This is a genomic window from Nostoc sp. 'Peltigera membranacea cyanobiont' 210A (genome assembly GCF_002246015.1).
GTDB lineage: Bacteria > Cyanobacteriota > Cyanobacteriia > Cyanobacteriales > Nostocaceae > Nostoc.
In genome coordinates this window covers 315321-337096 of sequence record NZ_NOLJ01000006.1, presented here as the reverse complement: position 1 = coordinate 337096, position 21776 = coordinate 315321, and the positions used below count along the sequence as shown (strand labels likewise).

The following is a 21776-nucleotide window of genomic DNA, read 5'->3' as shown; positions in this document are numbered from 1 at the left end:
TTTTTGATCCTTCGGCTTACCTCGGCTCCGCTCGGCACGAGTCGCTCAGGGTCAACAGTGAGCGAAGCCTAACTGTTGACTAAATAGATTGTCGAAAAAGCTTTAAAAAGTTACTAAGACGCGATAATTATCGCGTCTTAAAATCAGGCTAAGTCGAGTATTTATCTTGATATTAACGAGCCAGAAATCATCACTAAGGACTAAATAATTATGAAAGCAGTTTGCTGGCATGGAGCAAACGATGTGCGGGTTGATACAGTTCCCGACCCCAAAATTATCAATCCACGCGATGCCATTGTTAAAATTACTTCCACGGCAATTTGTGGTTCAGATTTGCATATTTATGACGGCTACATTCCCACCATGCAAAAGGGCGATATCCTTGGTCATGAATTCATGGGGGAAGTCGTGGAACTGGGAAGTGCAGTTAAAAATGTGAACGTAGGCGATCGCGTCGTTGTTCCTTTCACCATCTCCTGCGGTAGCTGCTTTTTCTGTAATCGGGATTTATGGTCATTGTGCGATAACTCCAACCCCAATGCTTGGTTGGTAGAAAAGCAAATGGGTCATTCGCCAGCTGGTCTATTTGGCTACTCTCATTTATTCGGCGGTTACGCTGGTGGTCAAGCAGAGTATGCACGAGTGCCTTTTGCCGATGTCGGCTTGTTCAAAATCCCTGATGGTTTAACGGATGAGCAAGTACTATTTTTAACAGATATTTTCCCCACAGGCTATATGGCAGCAGAAAACTGCAACATCCAACCCGGTGATATTGTCGCCGTTTGGGGTTGTGGCCCTGTCGGACAATTCGCTATCAGAAGCGCATATATGCTAGGTGCGGAACGGGTAATTGCCTTTGACCGCGTTCCTGAACGTCTGCAAATGGCTAAAGAATACGGCAAAGCTGAAGTTCTCAACTACGAAGAAGTCGATGTAGGCGAAGCACTTAAAGAAATGACTGGCGGTCGTGGCCCCGATGCTTGCATTGATGCAGTAGGAATGGAGGCACACGGCACAGATTTTATGGCGATGTACGACCAGGTAAAGCAAGCAGTACGTCTAGAAACAGATCGACCGACGGCATTACGGCAAGTAATAGTATCTGCTGCTAAAGGTGGTCACGTATCCATTGCGGGTGTGTACGGTGGCTTTTTAGATAAAATCCCGATGGGTGCTGCCATGAACAAGGGATTAACCTTCAAGATGGGACAAACGAATGTCCACAAGTATCTAAAACCTTTGCTAGAACACATCCAAAACGGTGAAATCGATCCAACGTTTATTATCACCCATACTTTACCTCTAGAACAAGCGCCCCACGGCTACGAGATTTTTAAGCACAAGAAAGATAACTGCATCAAAGTTGTACTCAAACCGTAGTGGGGAATGGGGAATAGCACTTCTCTACGAGACGCTGCGCGTAGCTTGCTTCCCCGGAGGGGTACGGCTACGCTCTGTTACCGAGGGGCAGGGGAGCAGAGGATAGTAATCAATGCTTAATGCCCCATTCCCCATGACCAAAGTTAAAACTATAAAGAGGCAAAAAATATGTCTGATAAAACCGTTATCAAAGTAGACTCTAGTCATTCTCCTAAAGGTGAACTTGGTCAGAAATATCTTGCATCTGGCAAAACCATTTCCATGCGCCTATGGGAAAATGAGGAACCGAACGAACCTAAAGAGCCAACAGCACGGGAATATGAAACTGTAGGTTATGTAATTACTGGTCGTGCAGAATTGCATATTGAAGGGCAAACGATTTTACTAGAACCTGGGAGTTCTTGGGTAGTAGCAAAAGGAGCTAGTCACAGCTATAAAATTTTAGAATCATTTACTGCTGTTGAAGCAACCAGTCCACCTGCTCAAGTTCACGGACGAGACGAAAACTGATTTGCAGTTATTTGAAATTTGGCGATCGCTAAAAACTTATAGCCGCTTTCAATTGCATAGAATATAAAGCGTTCGTAGGGGAACAATATTATTGTTCTCCTTTTTCCTGTGCTTTGCAGCTTAGAAAGCATTGCAATAAATTTTTCTGCTGGCTTATTTAGTGGTAGCAAGAAACACCACACTAAATATACTTTATTTAGTGTGGTGTTTCACTGTTTATTCATTCGCCGGTCGAACTCAAACTCATGGCTTTATACCAATTCAATTAATGATTGCAACACATCCTTGGGTAAAGACGCGATGAATCGCGTCTCTACAAAGGGTCTATTTGTCGCATTCTTTTTTCCAATTGGTATTATTCTGACGACTGACGTCTTAATTCTATTTTGATAATTCTAGATAATACTTATGGCATAAACCTTCTGATAGAGAGACATAACAAGATGAAATTGTATTCTATTAACAATGTCTTTTTAGAGAAAAGGCTTGTAAGGAAGCATGGTTTTTTATCAATTATTTTAGTAGAGATAATTACTCAATATTTTTAACAAAAACAGAATGGAGCGAACAAATGAGGTTTGTCTTAAGACGCCGCAAGTTGGGTCAATTGATGGTCTTCAGTACAGTAGCGGCGACGATCGCTAATTTTGTAGAGAAAGCTGTAGCAGAAACTCAAGTCAAAAAAACTACTCCAATACTGGCAACTTCGACATCTGAAACTGTGAAGGTGACGCTGCAAGTGAACGGAACACCACATAGTTTGCAGATTGAACCGCGTGTTACCTTACTTGATGCACTTCGGGAATATCTAGGACTAATTGGTACTAAAAAAGGTTGCGATCATGGTCAGTGCGGTGCTTGCACGGTGCTGGTTGATGGGCAACGAATTAATTCGTGCCTGACATTTGCAATTATGCACACCGATGCAAAAATCACAACTATTGAAGGGTTGGAGCAAGGAAACAATCTGCACCCGATGCAAGCCGCGTTTCTGTCCCGCGATGCGTTTCAGTGCGGCTATTGCACACCAGGGCAGATTTGTTCGGCAGTGGGTTTGGTGAACGAGGGACACGCTAAATCGGATGCCGACATTCGCGAACTGATGAGCGGCAATATCTGCCGTTGCGGTGCTTATCCAAATATCGTGGCTGCTGTCCGCGATGTCTTAGAGGGAAAAAAAGATGCAGCCGTTTAGCTATAAAAAAGCCGGACAAGCAGAGAATGCCGTGGCTTTGGTGACTCCAGAGGTGCAAGCTGCTTACTTGGCAGGGGGTACGAGCTTAATTGATTTGATGAAGCTGAATGTACAAACGCCAAAACAGTTAGTTGACATTAACTCACTACCGCTAACCAAGATAGAAGTACAGGGTAATGGCGTGCGGATTGGAGCAATGGCAAGCAATAGCGATGTTGCTTATAATCCGATAATTCAGGAACGTTACCCGGTGCTGTCGGAAGCGTTGCTATCTGGGGCATCACCGCAACTGCGAAACATGGCAAGTGTGGGCGGCAATTTGCTACAACGTACCCGCTGTTACTACTTCCGCGATACCGTCTTCCCCTGCAATAAGCGCGTTCCTGGTTCAGGTTGTCCGGCAATCGAGGGTTATAACCGCATTCATGCGATTCTTGGCGCTAGCGATCGCTGTATTGCCACCCATCCTTCTGATATGGCGGTGGCAATGATTGCACTCGATGCCGTTGTGCAAACACGCGGGCCGAAGGGAGAGCGCAGTATTCCGCTGGTAGATTTTCATCTTGTACCGGGTAATACGCCAGAAAGGGAAACAGTTTTAGAACACGGAGAGCTAATTGTTGCCGTTGATTTACCTGCTTTAAACTTCGCAAGGCGATCGCACTATTTAAAAGTCCGCGATCGCGCCTCCTATGCTTTTGCGATGACATCGGTTGCGGCGGCACTAGATATTCAAAATGGCATTATTCGCTCGGCACGCATTGCCCTTGGTGGCGTAGGCACAAAGCCTTGGCGCGCCTTTGAAGCGGAAAAAGTGCTTCTGAACAAGCCGGCAAACCAGGCAACATTTCAAGCAGCAGCATTGGCTGCGATCATCGGAGCTAAACCTCAAAAATACAACGGCTTTAAGATCGAACTCGCTAAACGCACAATTGTTAAGGCGCTGACAACGGTGGGAGGGATGGCATGAATACTGGGGATAAAAATATAGTTGTCGGCAAACCGCTAAATCGAGTTGATGGACGGCTAAAGGTAACTGGCGGCGCACGTTACGCGGCTGAGTTTCCGGTCGCAAAAATGACTTATGGCGTGACAATTCAAAGTACGATCGCTAAAGGGAAGATTGCCCAAATCGATACCAAGGCGGCGGAGCAAGTACCGGGTGTATTAGCAGTAATTACCCACCTTAACGCGCCCAAAGCTTCTGGAGAAAAGGGCGGCGGTCATAAGGTGCAAGTCCTGCAAGATAACATTGTGCTGTATAGCGGTCAGCATATTGGTGTCGTCGTTGCCGATACCTTTGAACGAGCGATGTATGCTGCCTCGCTGGTGCAAGTTCGCTATGACGAAGAGAAACCAACCATTAATATGCGGGAGAATCTCGCTAAGGCATACTTACCTAAAGGTAAAATCCCTAGAGATGAGCCGCCCGATTTAGCGCATGGCAATGTCAACCAGGGACTAGCGCGGGCGGCTGTCCGCGTCGAGCAAACCTATACCACCCCAGTAGAAAATCACAATCCGATGGAGCCTCATGCTACAACAGCAGTTTGGCAAGGCGATGAACTGCTGCTGTATGACGCAACTCAGGGAATTTTTTCGACTCAAAAAAAAGTTGCAGAGGTATTAGGAATTGAGCCTGAGAAAGTCCGCATTATGTCTTACTTTGTGGGCGGTGGCTTCGGTTGCAAAGGCTCGGCTTGGTCGCACGTGCCGCTAGCGGCGATCGCCGCAAAGCAAGTTAATCGCCCAGTGAAATTAGTTTTGGGACGGATACAGATGTATGGCCCTGTGGGCTTTCGACCAGAGACAATTCAACAGGTTTCTCTCGGTGCAACCCGTGATGGCAAATTGACTGCTTTGCGACACGCCGGCACTTCGCAGACTTCAACTTTCGATGAATTTATCGAACCTGTTGGTAAAAGCGCGCGGATGCTTTACGCTAGCCCGCATATCGAAACTAGCCACCGTCTGGTTCAACTCGATCAAGGAACACCAACCTATATGCGGGCCCCAGGCGAAGCTTCTGGGTCCTTTGCCTTAGAATCGGCAATGGACGAACTGGCTTATGCGCTCAATATCGATCCGGTGGAACTGCGTCTGCGTAACTATGCTGAAGTCGATCCTAGTAAAGGACTGCCTTGGTCGAGCAAGTCACTGAGAGAGTGTTACAAATTGGGGGCAGAAAAGTTTGGCTGGCAAAAGCGCAATCCTCAGCCTCGTTCAATGCGAGACGGTAATTATTTGATTGGTTGGGGTATGGCGACAGCTACTTATCCTACCAACCGTTCTCCAGCATCAGCGATCGCTCAAATTATGGCAGATGGTACAGCCGTTGTACAGAGCGGTTCCCAAGATATTGGTACGGGAACTTATACTGTGATGACTCAAGTTGCAGCTGAGGCACTCGGTTTACCAGTTAACAAAGTTCGCTTTGAACTAGGGGATACCAAAATGCCAGCAACCCCCGTTTCTGGTGGTTCGCAAACCGCCGCCAGTGTCAGTTCAGCCGTGCATCTAGCGGGAAATCAAGCACGCAGTCAGCTTTTGCAACTAGCACTTGCCGATCAAAAATCGCCCCTTTATAGTTCAAAGGCTGAGGATGTGATTGCCGAAAATGGCAGCTTTTTCTTAAAAAATAAATCCTCCGCCAGCGAAACATATCAGGCAATCTTGGCACGACATGGGATGAAAATGCTCGAAGCGCGTGCAGATGCCAAGCCTGGAGAGGAACAAAAGAAGTTCTCAATGCACTCATTTGGAGCGCAGTTTGCCGAAGTGCGCGTTGAGCCTGATTTGGGTGAAGTGCGAGTAACCCGCTGGGTGGGGACTTTTGGCGTGGGACGCATCCTCAACGCTAAAACAGCCAACAGTCAGCTGATCGGTGGGATTGTTTATGGCATTGGCATGGCGTTAATGGAACATACGCTAACAGACCCCAACCGAGGACGCGTTGTCAACCATGATTTAGCTGAGTATCACGTACCAGTGAATGCAGACGTTCCTGATATTGAGGTGTTGTTTGTGGATGAACAAGATCCACATATTAACCCACTTGGTGTCAAAGGAATTGGTGAAATTGGCATTACCGGAGCTGCGGCAGCGATCGCTAATGCTGTCTATCATGCCACCGGTAAGCGCGTCCGCGATTTGCCAATTACCTTAGACAAACTGCTGTAGATATGGCGATCGCTACATTACCAGTATGAGCAAGAAGTTCATACGCATACACTTGTAGAGACGCGATTTATCGCGTCTTGAATTTATCGCGTCTTGAATTTATCGCGTCTTGGATTTATCGCGTCTTGGATTTATCGCGTCTTGGATTTATCGCGTCTTGAAATACCAATCAGTAGAAGACTCAGGACTGATGATCGCTAAAGTAAAATTTGGTACTCTTAACTCGGAATCACTGTAATTACGTCCGTGACCGAGATGAGTCGTCCAACAGCCCGATCCTACGCTTTCTTATCGATTGCAGCAGCAATCATCACTATTGCCCTAAAATTTGGCGCTTACCTGCTAACCGGGTCAGTAGGTTTGCTTTCAGATGCGATTGAATCAATTGTAAATCTCCTAGCTGCATTGGTTGCTCTATGGGCATTGACCTATGCTGAGAAACCAGCCGATGCCGAACACGCCTTTGGACATTCTAAAGCCGAATACTTCTCCAGTGGTGCAGAAGGTGCGTTGATTATAGTCGCAGCCATTAGCATTGCTGTTGAAGCTTGGGGACACTTGTTGCATCCAGAACCGTTAACACAACTGGGATTAGGGTTGGCACTCTCCCTATTTGCAACCGCAATCAACGGCGTTGTTGCCTTTATCTTGCTACGAGCAGGGCGACGTTTACGTTCCATTACATTAAAGGCTGATGCTCACCACCTGTTTACTGATGTAGTAACTTCGGGTGGTGTGGTAGTTGGAATCTTACTCGTCAAGCTAACAGGCACTCTCGTACTCGATCCAATTGTCGCGCTGATAGTAGCAGCAAATATTACTTGGACAGGATTTCGTTTGCTACGGGAAACCAGTAGCGCGTTACTGGATGCAGCTTTGCCTAAAAAAGAAATTGACGCGATCAAAAGCATCCTTAACGAGTACAAACGTGAGGACATCCAGTTTCATGCCTTGCGAACCCGCACTGCTGGAACCCGCCGCTTTGTTTCCTTTCATGTTCTTGTACCTGGATCTTGGACAGTGCAACAAGGGCATGATTTGTGCGAAGCAATTGAGCTTGCTATTCTTCGGGTGCTACCTTCAACCCACGTTACAACTCATTTAGAACCTGTAGAAGATCCAGTTTCTTGGGAAGATTTGGAGTTGGAGCGTTCGAGCAATCAGCAAATGCAAGATATAGGGACTTCCAAATAATAAAAATATCCCATCGCTTTTAGGGCAGGGAGCAGGGGGAGGAAAAGTTGTTTTGATTCCAAAAATTGGATAATTTATTTTTTGGAGTTCCCATAAAATAAGAGATTAATTGCTGCCGTTAAGCTTTCAGGAATGACGCGATCGCATCTCTCATCAACTGCAACGCTAAATACTGCAAATGCGTAAGCATAGCCAGCCGTAGGCATCGCCAATTTTCAAACTCAAACAAGTTGATTAACTTGCGATTGCAACTGTCTTTTTCCGCGAACGACGCTTGCGGTCTGATTTTTTCTTCAGTCCCACAGCTTGAGCTTGATCGCTATCTGAGCCATATTGCCCGCGTACAACTTCTTTCATCGCTAATACGGCATTATGAAATTCCCACTCTGCTAATCGAGCAGCATCAGCAGCCGCACGATATAAAGCTAGTTTTTCAGTTTCGGTTTGCTGAGAAATCAACATTGCCTGATAAGCTTCCTGTAAATTAGCAGATGAGGCATCAGCACGAGTTGTGTTGTAGGTGCTGACGGTTTGTAAACCGTGGAATGAGTCAATATCTTGACTAATCAGTTGAGGGCGCAAACGGTTTGTTGTATTTTGGGGAGGCATACATGAATATTTAGTAAATTGTACATTTAATGTACCCATTGCAACAAAAAAAGTTAACAGTAAGATGAAATTTTTAGATAGGGCAAGGTTAGAAAGGATAGTTTAAGATAACAGGTCGATGTATTGGCATAACAGACCGATGTATTAACATAACAGGTCAATGTATTGGCATAACAGACCGATGTATTGGCATAACAGACCGATGTATTAACATAACAGACCGATGTATTGGCATAACAGACCGATGTATTGGCATAACAGACCGATGTATTGGCATAACAGACCGATGTATTGGCATAACAGACCGATGTATTGGCATAACAGACCGATGCAATTACAAAACCGTAAGACGACACTAATTAACAAGTAGCGCGATCGCAATTGCGCTCTTTAAACCACGAGGGGCATTAAAATTTCTAACACTCTAAAGCTGAAGTGTCACTAGTCGGAATACAATTAAAAAATTATACAGTTTTGTTAGTAGAGGCTGCACTAGAAAATAAGGGAGGTTAAAGCAATGGATGAGCGCGATCGCTACTTACGAATTGCTCTTATTCTTGTTGGAATAGCTTTTCTACTTATCTATCCGCTAACTCAAGTCTGGGCATCAGGCTGGTTATGGCAACCAGGTCAGCACGAATACGAACAGATGATCGTTGGTGTTTATGCGACACTTGGTATCTTTTTGCTGTTAGCTTCAAAGCAACCAGAAGCTCACCTCAGTTTAATTTGGTTCACCGTCATATCAAGTGCAGTCCACGGGCTGATCATGGCGGTACATGCAGTAATTGACCCTGTTGAACAGGGACACCTGTTTGGTGATGTTCCAGCATTGTTCTTGGTAGCAATTGTCCTTGGCTTTTTAGCGCCCCGCAAAGTGGGTCAAGTACATGAACGAGCGTAGAATGTCTATCTATCTAAATATACGGTGTACACACAAGTCTGAAATAGCTGATTAACCAAGGTTTTACCCCACCCTAACCCTCCCCTTATAAAGGGGAGGGAACTAGAGATTTCTTGTTTCCCCCCTTTATAAGGGGGGATTAAGGAGGGTAATTCGACTTGTGTGTACACCGTAGCCTTTTACGAGAGAGAAATAGAAGTTAGGTTTTCCAGATGCCGTGAAAAGTCAGTTATACAAAAAGTAATTAATCCTAACTCCAGATAGATATCAGGGGGTAAGAATGAGTGCTATTTGTAACCAAAGCATTTATTCAATTTAGTGAGACTTCAACAGCCAGTAAAAGAAGCATGACTACAGAACAGCCGTTAATACTTGACGCTGCCAGCGACGAATTCATTTCAAAAATTGGTTCAAGTGCGCCTGTTCTTGCTAGTCAAAAAGGATTCTGGAATGGAGTCAGAGTTAGCTATTACGAATACCACAATGCCGTTGAGACCCCTGAGCATTGTTTCTCGCAGCATTTGATTACTATTCATCTCAATCACGCCGTCGCGATCAAAGAGCAATTGCTGAATGGTCATCTACGATGCGATCGCTTCAGAAACGGCGATATTTGTTTAACCCCTGCAACTGCTCCTGTATCAGTCCGTTTACAAGATGCAAGCGAGTGGATTGCTCTACACCTTGAACCCACGTTTATCGAGCAAATCGCGGCGGAAGTGGTCGATCCGGATCGACTTGAGATTGTACCCCAATTCAAGTTAAACGACCCATTAATTTATCAAATTGGGATTGCTTTAAAAGTAAATCTTGAATCTGAGAATGCCTGCGATCGCCTCTACACCGAGTCAATGGCAACCGCACTTTCTGCTCATTTACTACGGCACTACTCGACCAAAAAGCCCAAAATTGCAAGCTATTCTGATGGATTATCACAGGCTCGATTACGACAAGTGACTGAATATATTCATCAGCATTCGGCGCAGAATCCTAGCCTGACGAGCATGGCTGAAATGGTGCAGATAAGTCCTTATTACTTTAGCCGTTTGTTTAAACAATCGACCGGGTTAACACCACATCAGTATTTACTCAAATGCCGCACAAAAGAGGCGAAACGGCTAATCAAGACTACAAATCTCTCGATTGCTAACATTGCAATTCAAGTAGGCTTTGTCGATCAAAGTCATCTTAACCGCCACTTCAAGCGCCATTTTGGTGTTTCACCCAGCCAGTTCCGCGCTTAGAGCAAGAATGTACTGTTAAAAAGCAAGATCGTCCAAGACAGTCAAGCTTCATTTCTCTTACGATTTCTAGAGATTGGTCAATCAAGGGATGAAAATTAAGCTTTTTCCACCATAAATTACAACTAATTGAAATAAAGGATTTATACATGAACGCACAAAACAAGCCACAAGCTTTTCAAGTTAATAGTGCCGAAGGTCGCGCTTACTGGGGTATGGGCATTCTCTGGATTATGCTGGCAACTGCTGAAGATACGGATGGACAGTATTCTTGTATAGAACAGTTGGTGCCGCACGGCCCTGCTGCTGGGCCTCATATCCATGAGGCAGCAGATGAAACCTTCTACATTATGGAAGGCGAAGCCACCTTTTTTGTCGAAGACCAGCCAATTAAAGCAACTGCTGGATCGTTTGTCTCAATTCCACGAGGCACAAAACACGCTTTTCAAATCGATTCTGAAATGGCACGATTACTCAATACTTATGTCCCCGCAGGTTTTGAGTACACCATTATAGCCACAACAGTGCCCGCAGAGGCGCGTACATTGCCTCCTGCTTCACTGCCTTTTCCCAATCAAGAACAAGCCAATCAAGCGCTTGAGCAAGTCACCCAGAAGTATCCTGCGGCTAAAACCAAATTCTTACAAGGTTTCGCAAGCTAAATTACCCGACATACGAATGGTTGCAGAAGAAGTGCGCGGCGGCACAATGCCGCATTGTGGTCATTGGTTGGCTTCGGAATGCCCAGACCATTTGACTCAACAATTGTTGACTTTCTTCGGATAAATCGCTATCGCCACATCAAATCCCTGATAGTTAAACAATTTCTCTGCAAAGGAACTATGTAAAACAGCAGTTTGCATAGGAAAGCAATGTGTTCTTCGATTAAGGCTTACAAGTTCATTACAAGGAAAATTATGACTACAAAATTAACGGTTTTGGTTGCTGGTGCTACTGGAATGCTGGGTTCTAAGATTGTTTCGGCTCTACTCGACAAAGGCAACCTTAATGTTCGAGCAATGGTGCGGTCAATCAACGACAGTAATCCAGAAAATCGTAAAAAGATCGACGCAATGAAAGCCAAGGGCGCAACGATAGTCGAAGGTGACGTGATGCAGCCTGAAACCCTACTGCTAGCCTGTGCAGGGGTTGATGTTGTCGTATCTGCGATCGGCAATAATGAAGTGACTGTGCCAGGGCAGAAAAACCTGATTGATGCGGCGAAACAGCAGGGCGTGAAGCGGTTCATTCCCTCCGATTACTCCGTGGACTACCGCAAGCTGGACTACGGCGACAATGATAACCTGGATATGCGGAAGGAAGTGTTTGAGTATCTCCAGCACAGCGGTTTGGAATATACCTTAGTTCTCAACGGGGCATTTATGGATATCATCACCTATATGCCGCTGTTTGACCTAGAACATCAGACATTTCAATACTGGGGCGATGGTGAAACGCTGCTCGATCTCACCACTACTGATGATACCGCCAAGTATGTGGCTGAAGCGGTGAGCGACCCAAGCTTAGGAAACACGGCATTGGAAGTCGCGGGTGACACTCTAACCCCGAAGCAATTGAAAGCCACTTATGAAGAGGCAACGGGCACTAAATTAACCGAAAAATCATTGGGCAGTATCGCCGAGATGAAAGCTTGGATTGCTAACAAAAAAGCGTCAGCCAGTTCCCTTGAAGAGTACGTTTACCACCAGTATATGTACGCGATGGTATCGGGTAAAGGCAAACTCGATCGGATTGGGAGCGATCGCTATCCCCACATTAAACCCAAGACGGTTAAGCAATTTCTAAGCAAAGGAAATTTGTAAAATGGCAGCTTTGGTGGAAATCGGCTTGCATTGTGAATGCCTCAGCTTGCATTGGGAATACATCAACTTGCACTGTGATGCATCTTGCGAAGTATATTTAAAAACACACCTTAGTTAGAGTCTCTGTGCTAGAGAGCCGTGATACTATACGGCTCATTCCTGTTGTTGCTTGTAGGAGACAATTATGGAAATCAGTAGACGCAGCTTGTTAAAAACTGCTTCTGCTTCAGGATTCGTTGCACCGTAGTGCCATCGATCATCTTTAACCAGTTTTATTTATGGAAACAGCGATGTCTACCACGGACTACGCCTACAGAATTGCGTAGGTGGTAGGTGTGAGTTACATCTATTGCTGAGTCTGTCGATTGGAAGATGTATTTATCCTCAAAGCCTTGAAATGTTATAGGAAGGTACAACTGTGCGATCGCGCTTATTTTTCATTCAACGTTTCAAAATATAGCTTTATCCAAGGAGAACACTAATTATGTCCAATTTCAAAATACTCTCTACTGGTTTAGTAGCGATCGCCTTATCTCTGGCGACTGGTTGCACACCGACTACGCCTCATGACGATAATATATCTGAAGCTCCAGTTGCTGTACCTGTACAAGGAACCGAAAGCCCATCCCCAACTGTATCACCAACTGCCTCATCAACTCCATCAGCGCAAAATAACCTCAGTTCTTTAGACAGACAGTTTATGACTGAAGCTGCTCAAGGTGGTTTAGCAGAAGTCGAACTAGGAAAACTAGCATCACAACGTGGAGCTAGCGATGCGGTAAAACAGTATGGACAGCGTATGGTTCAAGATCATACCCTAGTGAACGATCAACTTAAACAGTTGGCGACTCAAAAAGGTGTAACGCTGCCAACTAGTCTCAACAGCAAAAATAAGCAAGTCCAGCAAAGCTTATCCAAACTTTCTGGTGCTAAGTTTGATCGCCAATATTTGAATCACATGCTTCAAGATCATGAAAAAGATGTCTCTCTATTTCAAACTGAAGCTGAACAGGGACAAGATCCAGATGTGAAAGCATTTGCGGCTCAAACTCTACCAATCCTCCAAGAACACCATCAACAGGTTCGTTCCCTTGTTAATCCTGGAAGTACAACTAGCACCCCAACTCCAACGAGTACCCCAACTACTACTCCGTAAGGCAATACAGTTGAGTTAAGTATTTTTTCTTCTTTCCCTTTCTATCCGCTACGCGTACTTCTGCAAAGAAGCAAGCTACGCGTAGCGTTTCGCTGTATTAAGTCCAAAATTTCATCATTAAGGAGAATTTTAAGGAACCGCGATGTCTAAATTGTTTAAAAGAAAAATTTCTCGTCGTCAGGTTCTGACTACAGCTGGGTTAGGAGCCGTTTCAGCCGCCGCAATTGGTAGTGTGGGCGAAGAGGTTACTGCCCAACAGCCAACTGCACAAGCCACTCCACGCGGAGGCTCGTTGCCGCCTCAGATTGAGTTTCCGCCCATCTCAGAAAAAACTGAGGTTGATACGGGTGGGCCACCAACTGCATTACCTCCAGAGCGACGCTTAGGATTTGCGATCGTTGGACTTGGCAGACTGACATTGGAAGAAATCATGCCTGCCTTTGCAGAATGTAAACTAGCAAAGCCAACTGCATTAGTTAGTAGCGATGCTGCCAAAGCAAATCTTGTTGCCCAGCAGTATGGCATTAAACCGCAGAACGTTTACAACTATCAGAATTACGACAATCTCCGCAACAATCCAGACGTTGATGTGATTTATATCGTATTGCCTAACAGTATGCACCGGGAATATACGGTGCGTGGTGCGAAAGCTGGAAAGCATATTCTGTGTGAAAAGCCAATGGCAACCACAGTCGAAGATGCTCAACAGATGATCGACGCGTGCAAACAAGCCGATCGCAAGCTGATGATTGCTTATCGCTGCCAATATGAGCCGCACCATCGCGCCATGATTCAGATGATCCGTAGCAAAGAATTGGGAACTGTGAAGGTGATTCAGGCAGATAACGGACAAAACCAGGGAGGTGACTTAAATCAGTGGCGATTGAAACGCGCCTTAGCTGGAGGTGGCTCTTTACCGGATGTGGGAATTTATTGCTTGAATGCAACTCGCTATCTAACGGGAGAAGAACCGATCGCAATTAGCGCCCAAATCTTCAGCACTCCTGGCGATCCCCGCTTCAAAGAAGTTGAAGAAAGTGTCACCTTCCAGCTGCGGTTTCCCAGTGGAATACTAGGGATTTGCTCCACTAGCTACGGCTTCCACGAAGCGCGTCGGTTTCGTGTCTTTGGCTCTGATGCTTGGGCGCAACTCGATCCTGGGTTCTCCTACAACGGTTTGCGAATGATGATTTCGCGCAAATCGCCCACCAACAGCATGGCAGAAAATATTAGCGAAGTGCGGATAGGTGAGAAGAATCAGTTCGCCTTAGAAATGGATCACATGGCAGATTGTGTGATTCAAAATAAACAACCCCATACTCCTGGTGAAGAAGGTTTGCAAGACCAAAAACTAATCGCGTTGATTTACGAAGCGGCACAAACAGGCAAAACGATCGCTCTACCTCGTGTGTCAGGATTAGATACCACTCGTGGCCCTGCTCCTCGAATGCTGAAGTGATATGTGCATACCGCAGTCATGACAACCTCTGCTTGCAGTCCGCTGCATAAATCTTTGTTTTGCGATCGCTCAATTGCTTCAATTGTCTCCAACATTGGGTGTTGGCTGGAGGATACAGAGGGAGCTTGGTTAATAAGTTCTATCACCATATCTCCCCTGTTTCCTCAACTCTACAATCCAGTTCTTTTCTTACCCAATATTTCTAGAACTGATATCATGTCCGGCTAAATACTTGTCATTACGAACGCAGCGATAGCGGAGTGATTCTATATTTTTCAAATCAACCCCTTGCACCCGTGACATAAGCTGCTGTTAAGGGATGTTGAGGGTACTCAAAAATTTGCTCTACTGAACCTGACTCAATCAATTGCCCAACACCTGACTGCACCCAGAATAAAGCAATTCGATCCGCGATGCGCTTGGCTTGCGCTAGGTTATGCGTCACAATCAGCAAGGTATAACGCTGACGCAAACTAGTAATTAAGTCTTCAACTATTCCACTGGCAATTGGGTCGAGGGCGCTACAAGGTTCATCCAATAACAGGATTTCTGGTTGCAAAGCCAAGGCTCTAGCTATGCACAACCTTTGCTGCTGTCCGCCAGAAAGTGCTAAGGCAGAGGTTTGCAGTCGGTCTTTGACTTCATCCCAAAGTCCAACATCTTTCAGGCTTGTCTCGACGATCGCATCGATTTGTTCTTTATGGATACCATGTTCTCGCAAAGGTAATTCCAGATTCTTCCAAATTGATAAAGGAAAAGGATTAGGCTTTTGGAAAATCATCCCAACTTGCCGCCGCAGCGCGTTCGCATTAGTTTTGGCATTTAGCACTTCTAAACTACCGATGCGAATCCGCCCTTGGACTCGACACTGGGGAATCATATCTGTCAACCGATTTAAGCAACTCAAAAAGCTAGTTTTTCCACAACCAGAAGGCCCCACCAATGCCAAAATTTCCCCCAGATTCACACTCAAATTGACATTAGCAAATGCGGTTTTTTGACCGTATTGCAGAGTTAAGTTCTCCGTTTCAATCAACGGTTCAACAATTCCAGTAGCGATATTTGCCGATTTCATCCAGAAAAAATTCTCCTGTGCAACCAATTATCTGCAATCCATGTTGCTGTACCATTAATTACCAGCAGTGATACCAGCAAGACTAATGCTGAAGCGTAAGCATTGGCATCTCCGCCAGAGACGTTCATTGATAAATCAAAAATATGAATCGAGAGGGCACGCCCGGAATCCAGCAGTGATTCTGGCATTCTATCTACGTAACCACTAGTAAAAATTAAAGCCGCAGTTTCTGCGATCGCTCGACCAATACCCAGCACCAATCCCACAACCAAACCAGGGACAGCAGCAGGTAACAACAGTTGAAATAGGGTTGTCGTGCGGGAAAAACCAAGAGCTGCGGCTCCTAATCTATACTCATTGGGAACAGCGCGAAATCCTTCTTCTGTAGAGCGAATCAAGATTGGTAACACCATACATCCCAAGGTCAATCCTCCCGACAAAATAGAAAATCCCAGCCCCAAAACTTGGCAAAAGAAGACGTTGCCAAACAACCCAAAGACTATAGAGGGAACTCCTGCCAGTACATCTAAACTACGCCGCACCAACCCACCAAACCAACTATCCACGGGGGTGAATTCTGCCAGTAAAACGGCTGTACCAACACCAATGGGGATAGAAACCGCCATACACACTGCCATAATCAGAAAAGTGGAAACAAGAATGCTGGCAATTCCCCCTTCTCTGCCAGCATTTTCTGGCTCAGTTGTCAGAAATTTCCACGTCAAGTGTCCTATACCGTGCCAAAGGATATCACTGAGTATCCAAAGGAAGATACCAGTAACTAGGGCAGCAATTGTCCAAACAATGATTGTTGGCAACCAATCTTTAGGACTTACAACAGGTTCACCCATATATTTTTCCTTGACTGATGACTTCCGCAACCGCAACTAATAGCACAATCATTCCCATCAAGACTAAACCGCTAACAAACAACGCCGAACGGTGATCTCCTGTGGCATAAGCCATTTCCAGAGCAATATTAGCTGTCAACGTGCGGATGGGGTCAAATATACTTTTTGGCATTTGTACCACATTGCCGCACACCATCAAAATAGCCATTGTTTCGCCAACTGCTCGACCTGTTTCTAAAATTAAGCCTGTGAACAATCCAGATTTGGCAGCAGGAAGCACGACTCTAGAGATAGTTGCCCAACGGGATAATCCTAAAGCTGCTGCTCCCCGAAGATAGGAAGTTGGGATTTTCGCTAAACTGGCATCGGCTACAAGCGCTATTGTGGGCAAAATCATCACTGTGAGAATGGCAATAGCCGCTAATAGACTTGGCCCCGGTGGATGTATCCTACCAATCATCGGAACCAGCACCACCAATCCCCAAAAACCGTAGACTACAGAAGGAATTCCTGCTAAGAGTTCAATTAAGCGACGGTATAACCGAGCCATTTCTGGTGGGGCGTAGAATTGACAAAAAACCGCAGATAGAATTCCTATCGGTGTCGCGATCGCTACTGAGCCAACCATTGCCAAAAATGTACCCAATAACATCGGGAAAAGATTATATAATCCGGCGGTTGGGTTCCAGGAAGAGTCTGTAAAAAAACGTGTTATTCCGACATGATTGAGGACTGGTAGAGACTCCAGAATCAGAAAGCCGATAATTAAAAGTGCGATCGCTCCGGCGATCGCCGCTAAAAAACGCAGTATCCAAATTAACCAAAAGTCATTTAGAGACGACGACAAAGTTTTGCTTTTGAACAATGTCATTTACCTGTTGTGATTGCGCGAAATCAAGAAATGCTTTTGTCAATCCTTGAGGTTGGGTTTTGGTTACTAAGTTAAGTGGACGAGAAATCGGAAAAGTCCCATTCTGGACGTTGGCTGTTGTTGCAGCTATACCATTTACAGGTAGCAGCTTAATAGCTACTCCATTGGCTGCACTATTTTCTGCCGATCCGATCGATACATAACCAATTGCATTCGGGTTTCCTGCAACTGTCTTAATTCCCTGCTGATTGTCACCAATTACTACTTGGGCTTTGATGTCTGTATTTTTCAGTTTGAAATAATGGGTAAATAATTCTAAAGTGGAACGTCCTTCGGCTTTGTTAACAACTGTAATCGCTCCATCTGTACCTCCCACTTGTTTCCAGTTAGTCACCTTCCCTGTGTAAATATCTACAACTTGCTTGTTGTTGAGCGATTTTACTGGATTGTCTTTGTGGAGAATTACTGTCACTCCATCACGAGCGATAGAAAATGCTTTTAAATCGTTTTCTTCTGGCTTCAACAAGGCACGGGAAACCATGCCAACATTAGCGACACCTTGACGAGCATCAGAAACCCCACGCGAAGACCCTCCTGATTGCACATCAACTCGCGCACCTGGATGCTGAGATTCAAAACGCTTGCCAATTTCAGCCGCTAACGGGGCAATTGTACTGGAGCCAGTAAGTACTAGTTTTCCCTGAAGCTGATTTGTATTATTTGCATCTCGATTTGCCCAAGAACAGCCTTGTAACCAAACGCAGGTAGCCAACCCAATCGCCAGAGGTAAAATTTGAGAATTTTTCATTATTACTTTTCAACCCGAAATTGGGTTTTTAGTTAAAACAGAGGACACAACAGCCAAGATTCAAAGCTTTGCCAGTAGTTACTTCCACTTCTGGAGCCAGGCGGTAGAGAACTGCTTTCCCATGACGCGAGGTCACAACCAACTGGGAGCGACGCAAAACTTGTAAATGATGGGAGAGCAGGCTTTGTTCCAAGCCCAAGATTGCATTCATCTCTCCCACGTGTTTGGGACTGTCGATCAAAAGTTCTAATACTGCTAGACGAGTTTCATCTGCCAGTACCTTCAGCTTTTCTACGCAGTTAACCTGCTTCTCGCTGCTGTTTTTCATTGCCTCTAAAGGAATAGGTTTTTCTTGTTTCCGAAGTTACTTGGCAGCGAATGCTCTCGTGTTCAGCGAAAATTAACAACTGCTGCGATCGCAAATAAATAGCAATTCATATGAAATTTGATTCATATTTTAAAGTAGAAAGTGTCACGCTCTACAATTAAAATTAAATTTTTTAACCAAAGCTTAATGTTTATCCTATTTACTGAGATTTAATGAGTTTTCATTGGTATAAACTAGAATCAATCGTAAGGGTTTCACCTTTTCTTCATGACATTCTGCCTAGAGGCACGCAAGAGAGAAAAGCAATCGCTCAGTTGCTGGAAAATTATCGTTTTTCCTAAACACTTATAGCAACCGCCATCGCTCTTAGCGTCTCCCCTTCTCCCAAAGGGAGAGGCTAGCGCCAAGGGAGAAGACTGCGACTCTCTCACCGCTTTGCGTCTACGCTTTGTATTGGTTCAATTCTTGCGTTCGCCCTTGCGAGAGTTATTGGAATTTGTCTTGGTTTGCAGCTAATTGCTGATGTTTTAAGTAAATAATTGCTGCAAAAGTATGAACACACACAAATCATCACACTATACTACAAGTGCAATACAAGTCGTTAGACAAACTTCTTCATGTTTACACGTTTTGAGCAACTACCTAGACGTGCATCAGAGTTAACAACCTGCTCGCAATTTATTTGCTATCAGGTAGAGTGTGGCATAAAGCTATAAATTGAGGCAGCAACTTTAGGCTAGAAGTATGACTACTGTAGCAATTTTACCAACAAGAGACGCTAGCGGTGAGAAATCCTATCGTGCGATTGCAGGAGATAAACATTCGGTTGGCAAAACTGCGGGGCAAGCTTTAGATGCGTTAACTGCCCAGTTGGGTGAGACTGAGTTTAGTGCGCTACTGGTCATTCAAAGCTTTCGTCCTGACGCATTCTTTAGTGCCCAGCAACAAGAACGGTTATCAGAGTTGATGAGATTATGGCGATCGGCACGGGATCGGGGACAAGAATTGCTACCAGAACAACAGGCACAGCTGGATGACTTGGTTGAGGCTGAATTGAGAGCGGCGACGGCCCGCACTGCTGCGTTGATGCAGCCAGAGAATTCATGAATCCGTACTATACTGCGATCGCTGGGCGTGCCAACCATCGTTGTGAGTACTGCCAAGCTCCTGAAGTCGTTTTCAATTTTCCGTTTGAGGTGGAGCATATTATTCCAATTTCTCGACAAGGTGCAAATCATAAAGCAAATCTAGCCCTTGCGTGTCGCTCCTGTAATCTCCGTAAAGGAACTCGCATCAGTGGCACTTTGCCTGATTCCAATACTGAAGTTCGGTTATTTCATCCAAGAGAAAATCAGTGGAGTGAACATTTTCAGGTTGATGTTGAATCTGGCAAAATTAGGGGAATGACTCCAGTCGGAGAAGTTACAGTAGAGTATTTGGCGATGAACAGTCCTGCTCAGGTAGCAGCACGGCAATTATGGATTCGATTGGGGTTGTTTCCGTAGTCATGCAGCACAACAACACCTATGCACTTAATCGTTGAAAGGTTATCTGCGGGGGTGTCAGCAACGCCATTTTTTCTAAACAAAATGTGCATCTTTCGGATTGAATGCCAGCTAAATGTTCAAACTAAATTCAGCCTGTAGATAGATATTTTAAATTAACACAATAGACTTCTTATAAAAATAAAGAGTCTCAAATTAAGACTTTTGCAATAAGTTTAAAGTACTCTGCCAAAACTGTATTTTAGGGAAAATCAGTATTCCGTGCTAACTCTTGTGATAGATAAATGACTAAAGTTGACAACTATCCTGTGGGGCATGATTTCAGTGGTGTTTTCGCTTATCTTGGATAGCAGAACACCGCGAGCGCACCTCAATCTAACGTATATACTGTAATCGTTAAAGGGCAGCAAATCGAAGGAGTGTTTGAGACTAGCAGCAATGCACAATGGCACAGTCATCACATTGTTTCCATTGAGACTGCCTACTCAAGTTTATAAACTGCTAGAAACAGAAAAATCAGCAAGCAAATGAACGAATTACAAGCAATTTTAGAAGGCTTCCAGTCAAGTCAAAAAAATGGTGAAATTACTTTTCTTGCTACTGTAGTCAAAACTCAAGGTTCAACCTATCGCCGACCGGGTGCCAAAATGTTGATGACAGATACAGGTCGGATGATTGGAACAATCAGCGCTGGTTGCTTGGAAAATGACGTATTTGAGCATACTCAACAACGAATGTCGGACGGCGAACCAATTGTTGTGACTTACGATAACACCGCCTCAGAAGATATTCTTTGGGGCTTTGGTTTGGGGTGCAATGGGACAGTGCAAGTTCTCATCGAACGTCTTGAAAAAGAAAATTTACCGAATGCGATCGCTTTTACGCAAGAGTGCTTCAATCAAAAACATTTGGGTATTATTGCTACAGTCTTTGCCTTTGAAGGCGAGGTAGATGTGAAACTTGGGTCGCGCTTACTGCTGTATCCTGATGGTAAAACGATCGCTGACATCAAAGATCCAAATTTAATTCAATCTCTGCAAGTAGATACTCAAGCAGCTTTTACTAATCAAAAGTCTAGTGTAAAAAACTATCAGTTACCTTTAGGCAGTGCAGAAGTTTTTATTGAAGTCATCCAACCACCCACGCCTTTAGTAATATTTGGTGCAGGTTATGACGCTATACCCGTAGCACAGTTTGCTCAAGCATTAGGTTGGGACGTTACTGTAGTCGATTGTCGAGCTAATGAGGCAACTAAAGCGCGATTTCCAATAGCTTGTGATGTGATTCTGACTCGGCGAGAAATTTTACAAAAACAGGTATTTATAGATGTCAACACAGTTGCTGTAGTGATGACGCATAATTATCTTGATGACCTAGAAATTTTGAAAACGTTGCTGCCATCTCCTGCGCGCTACATAGGGGTTTTAGGCCCAAAGGCGCGTACTGAAAGATTGCTTGAAGATTTAGGTTCGCAAGGAATAGATTATACTACTGAACAATTAACCAGACTGCATGGCCCGATTGGGATTGATATCGGAGCAGATACACCAGAAGAAATAGCGATCGCTATTATTGCAGAAATTCAAGCAGTGCTAACAAACCGTAATGGTGATTTTTTAAGAAATCGCAATCAACCAATTCACCAATGTTATGAAAGCAACTCAAACTTGCTACTTACCACATAGTT

23 protein-coding genes are annotated in these 21776 nt (G+C 44.7%); 16 read left to right on the top strand and 7 right to left on the bottom strand.

The window, feature by feature from the left end; genetic code table 11:
• Nucleotides 1-210 precede the first annotated feature (210 nt).
• From CDG76_RS20555 to CDG76_RS20530, 6 genes are all read left to right on the top strand, one after another.
• Nucleotides 211-1380 (top strand): zinc-dependent alcohol dehydrogenase, encoded by a 1170-nt coding sequence (locus tag CDG76_RS20555; protein ID WP_094350791.1) that lies wholly within the window; start codon nucleotides 211-213, stop codon nucleotides 1378-1380.
• Between the two features lie 168 nt (nucleotides 1381-1548).
• Nucleotides 1549-1890 (top strand): cupin domain-containing protein, encoded by a 342-nt coding sequence (locus tag CDG76_RS20550; RefSeq protein ID WP_094350790.1) that lies wholly within the window; start codon nucleotides 1549-1551, stop codon nucleotides 1888-1890.
• 571 nt (nucleotides 1891-2461) lie between these two features.
• Nucleotides 2462-3085 carry a (2Fe-2S)-binding protein gene (locus CDG76_RS20545; RefSeq protein WP_094350789.1) on the top strand — a complete coding sequence of 208 codons (624 nt, stop codon included), beginning with the start codon at nucleotides 2462-2464 and terminating at the stop codon, nucleotides 3083-3085.
• The gene (locus tag CDG76_RS20540) at nucleotides 3072-4055 is read left to right on the top strand and encodes an FAD binding domain-containing protein (protein ID WP_094350788.1); all 984 of its coding nucleotides are present in this window, start codon (nucleotides 3072-3074) and stop codon (nucleotides 4053-4055) included. The genes CDG76_RS20545 and CDG76_RS20540 overlap by 14 nt, the downstream gene beginning before the upstream one ends.
• The gene (locus CDG76_RS20535; protein ID WP_094350787.1) at nucleotides 4052-6265 is read left to right on the top strand and encodes a xanthine dehydrogenase family protein molybdopterin-binding subunit; all 2214 of its coding nucleotides are present in this window, start codon (nucleotides 4052-4054) and stop codon (nucleotides 6263-6265) included. Before CDG76_RS20540 ends, CDG76_RS20535 begins: the two co-directional genes overlap by 4 nt.
• Nucleotides 6266-6520: 255 nt before the next feature.
• Nucleotides 6521-7459 (top strand): cation diffusion facilitator family transporter, encoded by a 939-nt coding sequence (locus tag CDG76_RS20530; RefSeq protein ID WP_094350786.1) that lies wholly within the window; start codon nucleotides 6521-6523, stop codon nucleotides 7457-7459.
• Nucleotides 7460-7533: 74 nt separating this feature from the next.
• Here CDG76_RS20530 and CDG76_RS39170 read toward each other — a convergent pair whose 3' ends face one another.
• Both CDG76_RS39170 and CDG76_RS20525 read right to left on the bottom strand, forming a co-directional pair.
• A complete protein-coding gene (locus CDG76_RS39170) occupies nucleotides 7534-7665 on the bottom strand; it encodes a hypothetical protein (RefSeq protein WP_262984349.1) in 132 nt (43 codons plus the stop codon).
• 28 nt (nucleotides 7666-7693) lie between these two features.
• Nucleotides 7694-8068, bottom strand: coding sequence for a hypothetical protein (locus CDG76_RS20525; RefSeq protein WP_094350785.1), 375 nt, complete (start codon nucleotides 8066-8068; stop codon nucleotides 7694-7696).
• Between the two features lie 517 nt (nucleotides 8069-8585).
• Here CDG76_RS20525 and CDG76_RS20520 point away from each other — a divergent pair.
• The 7 genes from CDG76_RS20520 (at nucleotide 8586) to CDG76_RS36330 (ending at nucleotide 14879) form a co-directional block, all read left to right on the top strand.
• Nucleotides 8586-8972: a DUF6632 domain-containing protein gene (locus tag CDG76_RS20520; RefSeq protein WP_094350784.1), complete on the top strand. Its 387-nt coding sequence runs from the start codon at nucleotides 8586-8588 to the stop codon at nucleotides 8970-8972.
• 347 nt (nucleotides 8973-9319) lie between these two features.
• Nucleotides 9320-10216, top strand: coding sequence for an AraC family transcriptional regulator (locus tag CDG76_RS20515; protein WP_094350783.1), 897 nt, complete (start codon nucleotides 9320-9322; stop codon nucleotides 10214-10216).
• A gap of 146 nt (nucleotides 10217-10362) precedes the next feature.
• Nucleotides 10363-10875 carry a quercetin 2,3-dioxygenase gene (locus CDG76_RS20510; protein WP_094350782.1) on the top strand — a complete coding sequence of 171 codons (513 nt, stop codon included), beginning with the start codon at nucleotides 10363-10365 and terminating at the stop codon, nucleotides 10873-10875.
• 255 nt (nucleotides 10876-11130) lie between these two features.
• Nucleotides 11131-12036: an NmrA family NAD(P)-binding protein gene (locus tag CDG76_RS20505; RefSeq protein ID WP_094350781.1), complete on the top strand. Its 906-nt coding sequence runs from the start codon at nucleotides 11131-11133 to the stop codon at nucleotides 12034-12036.
• Nucleotides 12037-12520: 484 nt separating this feature from the next.
• A complete protein-coding gene (locus CDG76_RS20500) occupies nucleotides 12521-13192 on the top strand; it encodes a DUF4142 domain-containing protein (RefSeq protein ID WP_094350780.1) in 672 nt (223 codons plus the stop codon).
• Between the two features lie 142 nt (nucleotides 13193-13334).
• A complete protein-coding gene (locus tag CDG76_RS20495) occupies nucleotides 13335-14651 on the top strand; it encodes a Gfo/Idh/MocA family protein (RefSeq protein WP_094350779.1) in 1317 nt (438 codons plus the stop codon).
• 18 nt (nucleotides 14652-14669) lie between these two features.
• The gene (locus CDG76_RS36330; RefSeq protein WP_143854128.1) at nucleotides 14670-14879 is read left to right on the top strand and encodes an MFS transporter; all 210 of its coding nucleotides are present in this window, start codon (nucleotides 14670-14672) and stop codon (nucleotides 14877-14879) included.
• Nucleotides 14880-14931: 52 nt separating this feature from the next.
• On the opposite strand, the gene CDG76_RS20490 is transcribed toward CDG76_RS36330, so the two are convergent.
• Genes CDG76_RS20490 through CDG76_RS20470 form a run of 5 tightly spaced genes read right to left on the bottom strand, consistent with a single transcriptional unit; the run spans nucleotide 14932 to nucleotide 18584 of the window.
• Entirely contained in the window at nucleotides 14932-15726 is a 795-nt protein-coding gene (locus tag CDG76_RS20490; RefSeq protein ID WP_094350778.1) for a phosphate ABC transporter ATP-binding protein, read from the bottom strand.
• On the bottom strand, nucleotides 15723-16577 hold the full coding sequence (pstA, locus tag CDG76_RS20485; protein WP_094350777.1) for a phosphate ABC transporter permease PstA: 855 nt from the start codon (nucleotides 16575-16577) through the stop codon (nucleotides 15723-15725). Before pstA ends, CDG76_RS20490 begins: the two co-directional genes overlap by 4 nt.
• Nucleotides 16570-17448: a phosphate ABC transporter permease subunit PstC gene (gene pstC / locus CDG76_RS20480; RefSeq protein WP_094350776.1), complete on the bottom strand. Its 879-nt coding sequence runs from the start codon at nucleotides 17446-17448 to the stop codon at nucleotides 16570-16572. The genes pstA and pstC overlap by 8 nt, the downstream gene beginning before the upstream one ends.
• Entirely contained in the window at nucleotides 17405-18256 is an 852-nt protein-coding gene (locus CDG76_RS20475; RefSeq protein ID WP_094350775.1) for a phosphate ABC transporter substrate-binding protein, read from the bottom strand. The genes pstC and CDG76_RS20475 overlap by 44 nt, the downstream gene beginning before the upstream one ends.
• 28 nt (nucleotides 18257-18284) lie before the next feature.
• On the bottom strand, nucleotides 18285-18584 hold the full coding sequence (locus CDG76_RS20470; protein WP_094350774.1) for an ArsR/SmtB family transcription factor: 300 nt from the start codon (nucleotides 18582-18584) through the stop codon (nucleotides 18285-18287).
• A 744-nt stretch (nucleotides 18585-19328) separates the two neighbouring features.
• On the opposite strand from CDG76_RS20470, the gene CDG76_RS20465 reads away from it, so the two are divergent.
• From CDG76_RS20465 to CDG76_RS20455, 3 genes are all read left to right on the top strand, one after another.
• Complete coding sequence (locus tag CDG76_RS20465) at nucleotides 19329-19691, top strand: hypothetical protein (RefSeq protein WP_094350773.1); 363 nt, start codon at nucleotides 19329-19331, stop codon at nucleotides 19689-19691.
• Nucleotides 19688-20089 (top strand): HNH endonuclease, encoded by a 402-nt coding sequence (locus tag CDG76_RS20460; RefSeq protein ID WP_094350772.1) that lies wholly within the window; start codon nucleotides 19688-19690, stop codon nucleotides 20087-20089. The genes CDG76_RS20465 and CDG76_RS20460 overlap by 4 nt, the downstream gene beginning before the upstream one ends.
• Nucleotides 20090-20616: 527 nt before the next feature.
• The gene (locus CDG76_RS20455) at nucleotides 20617-21774 is read left to right on the top strand and encodes an XdhC family protein (RefSeq protein ID WP_094350771.1); all 1158 of its coding nucleotides are present in this window, start codon (nucleotides 20617-20619) and stop codon (nucleotides 21772-21774) included.
• The last annotated feature ends 2 nt before the right edge of the window (nucleotides 21775-21776 follow it).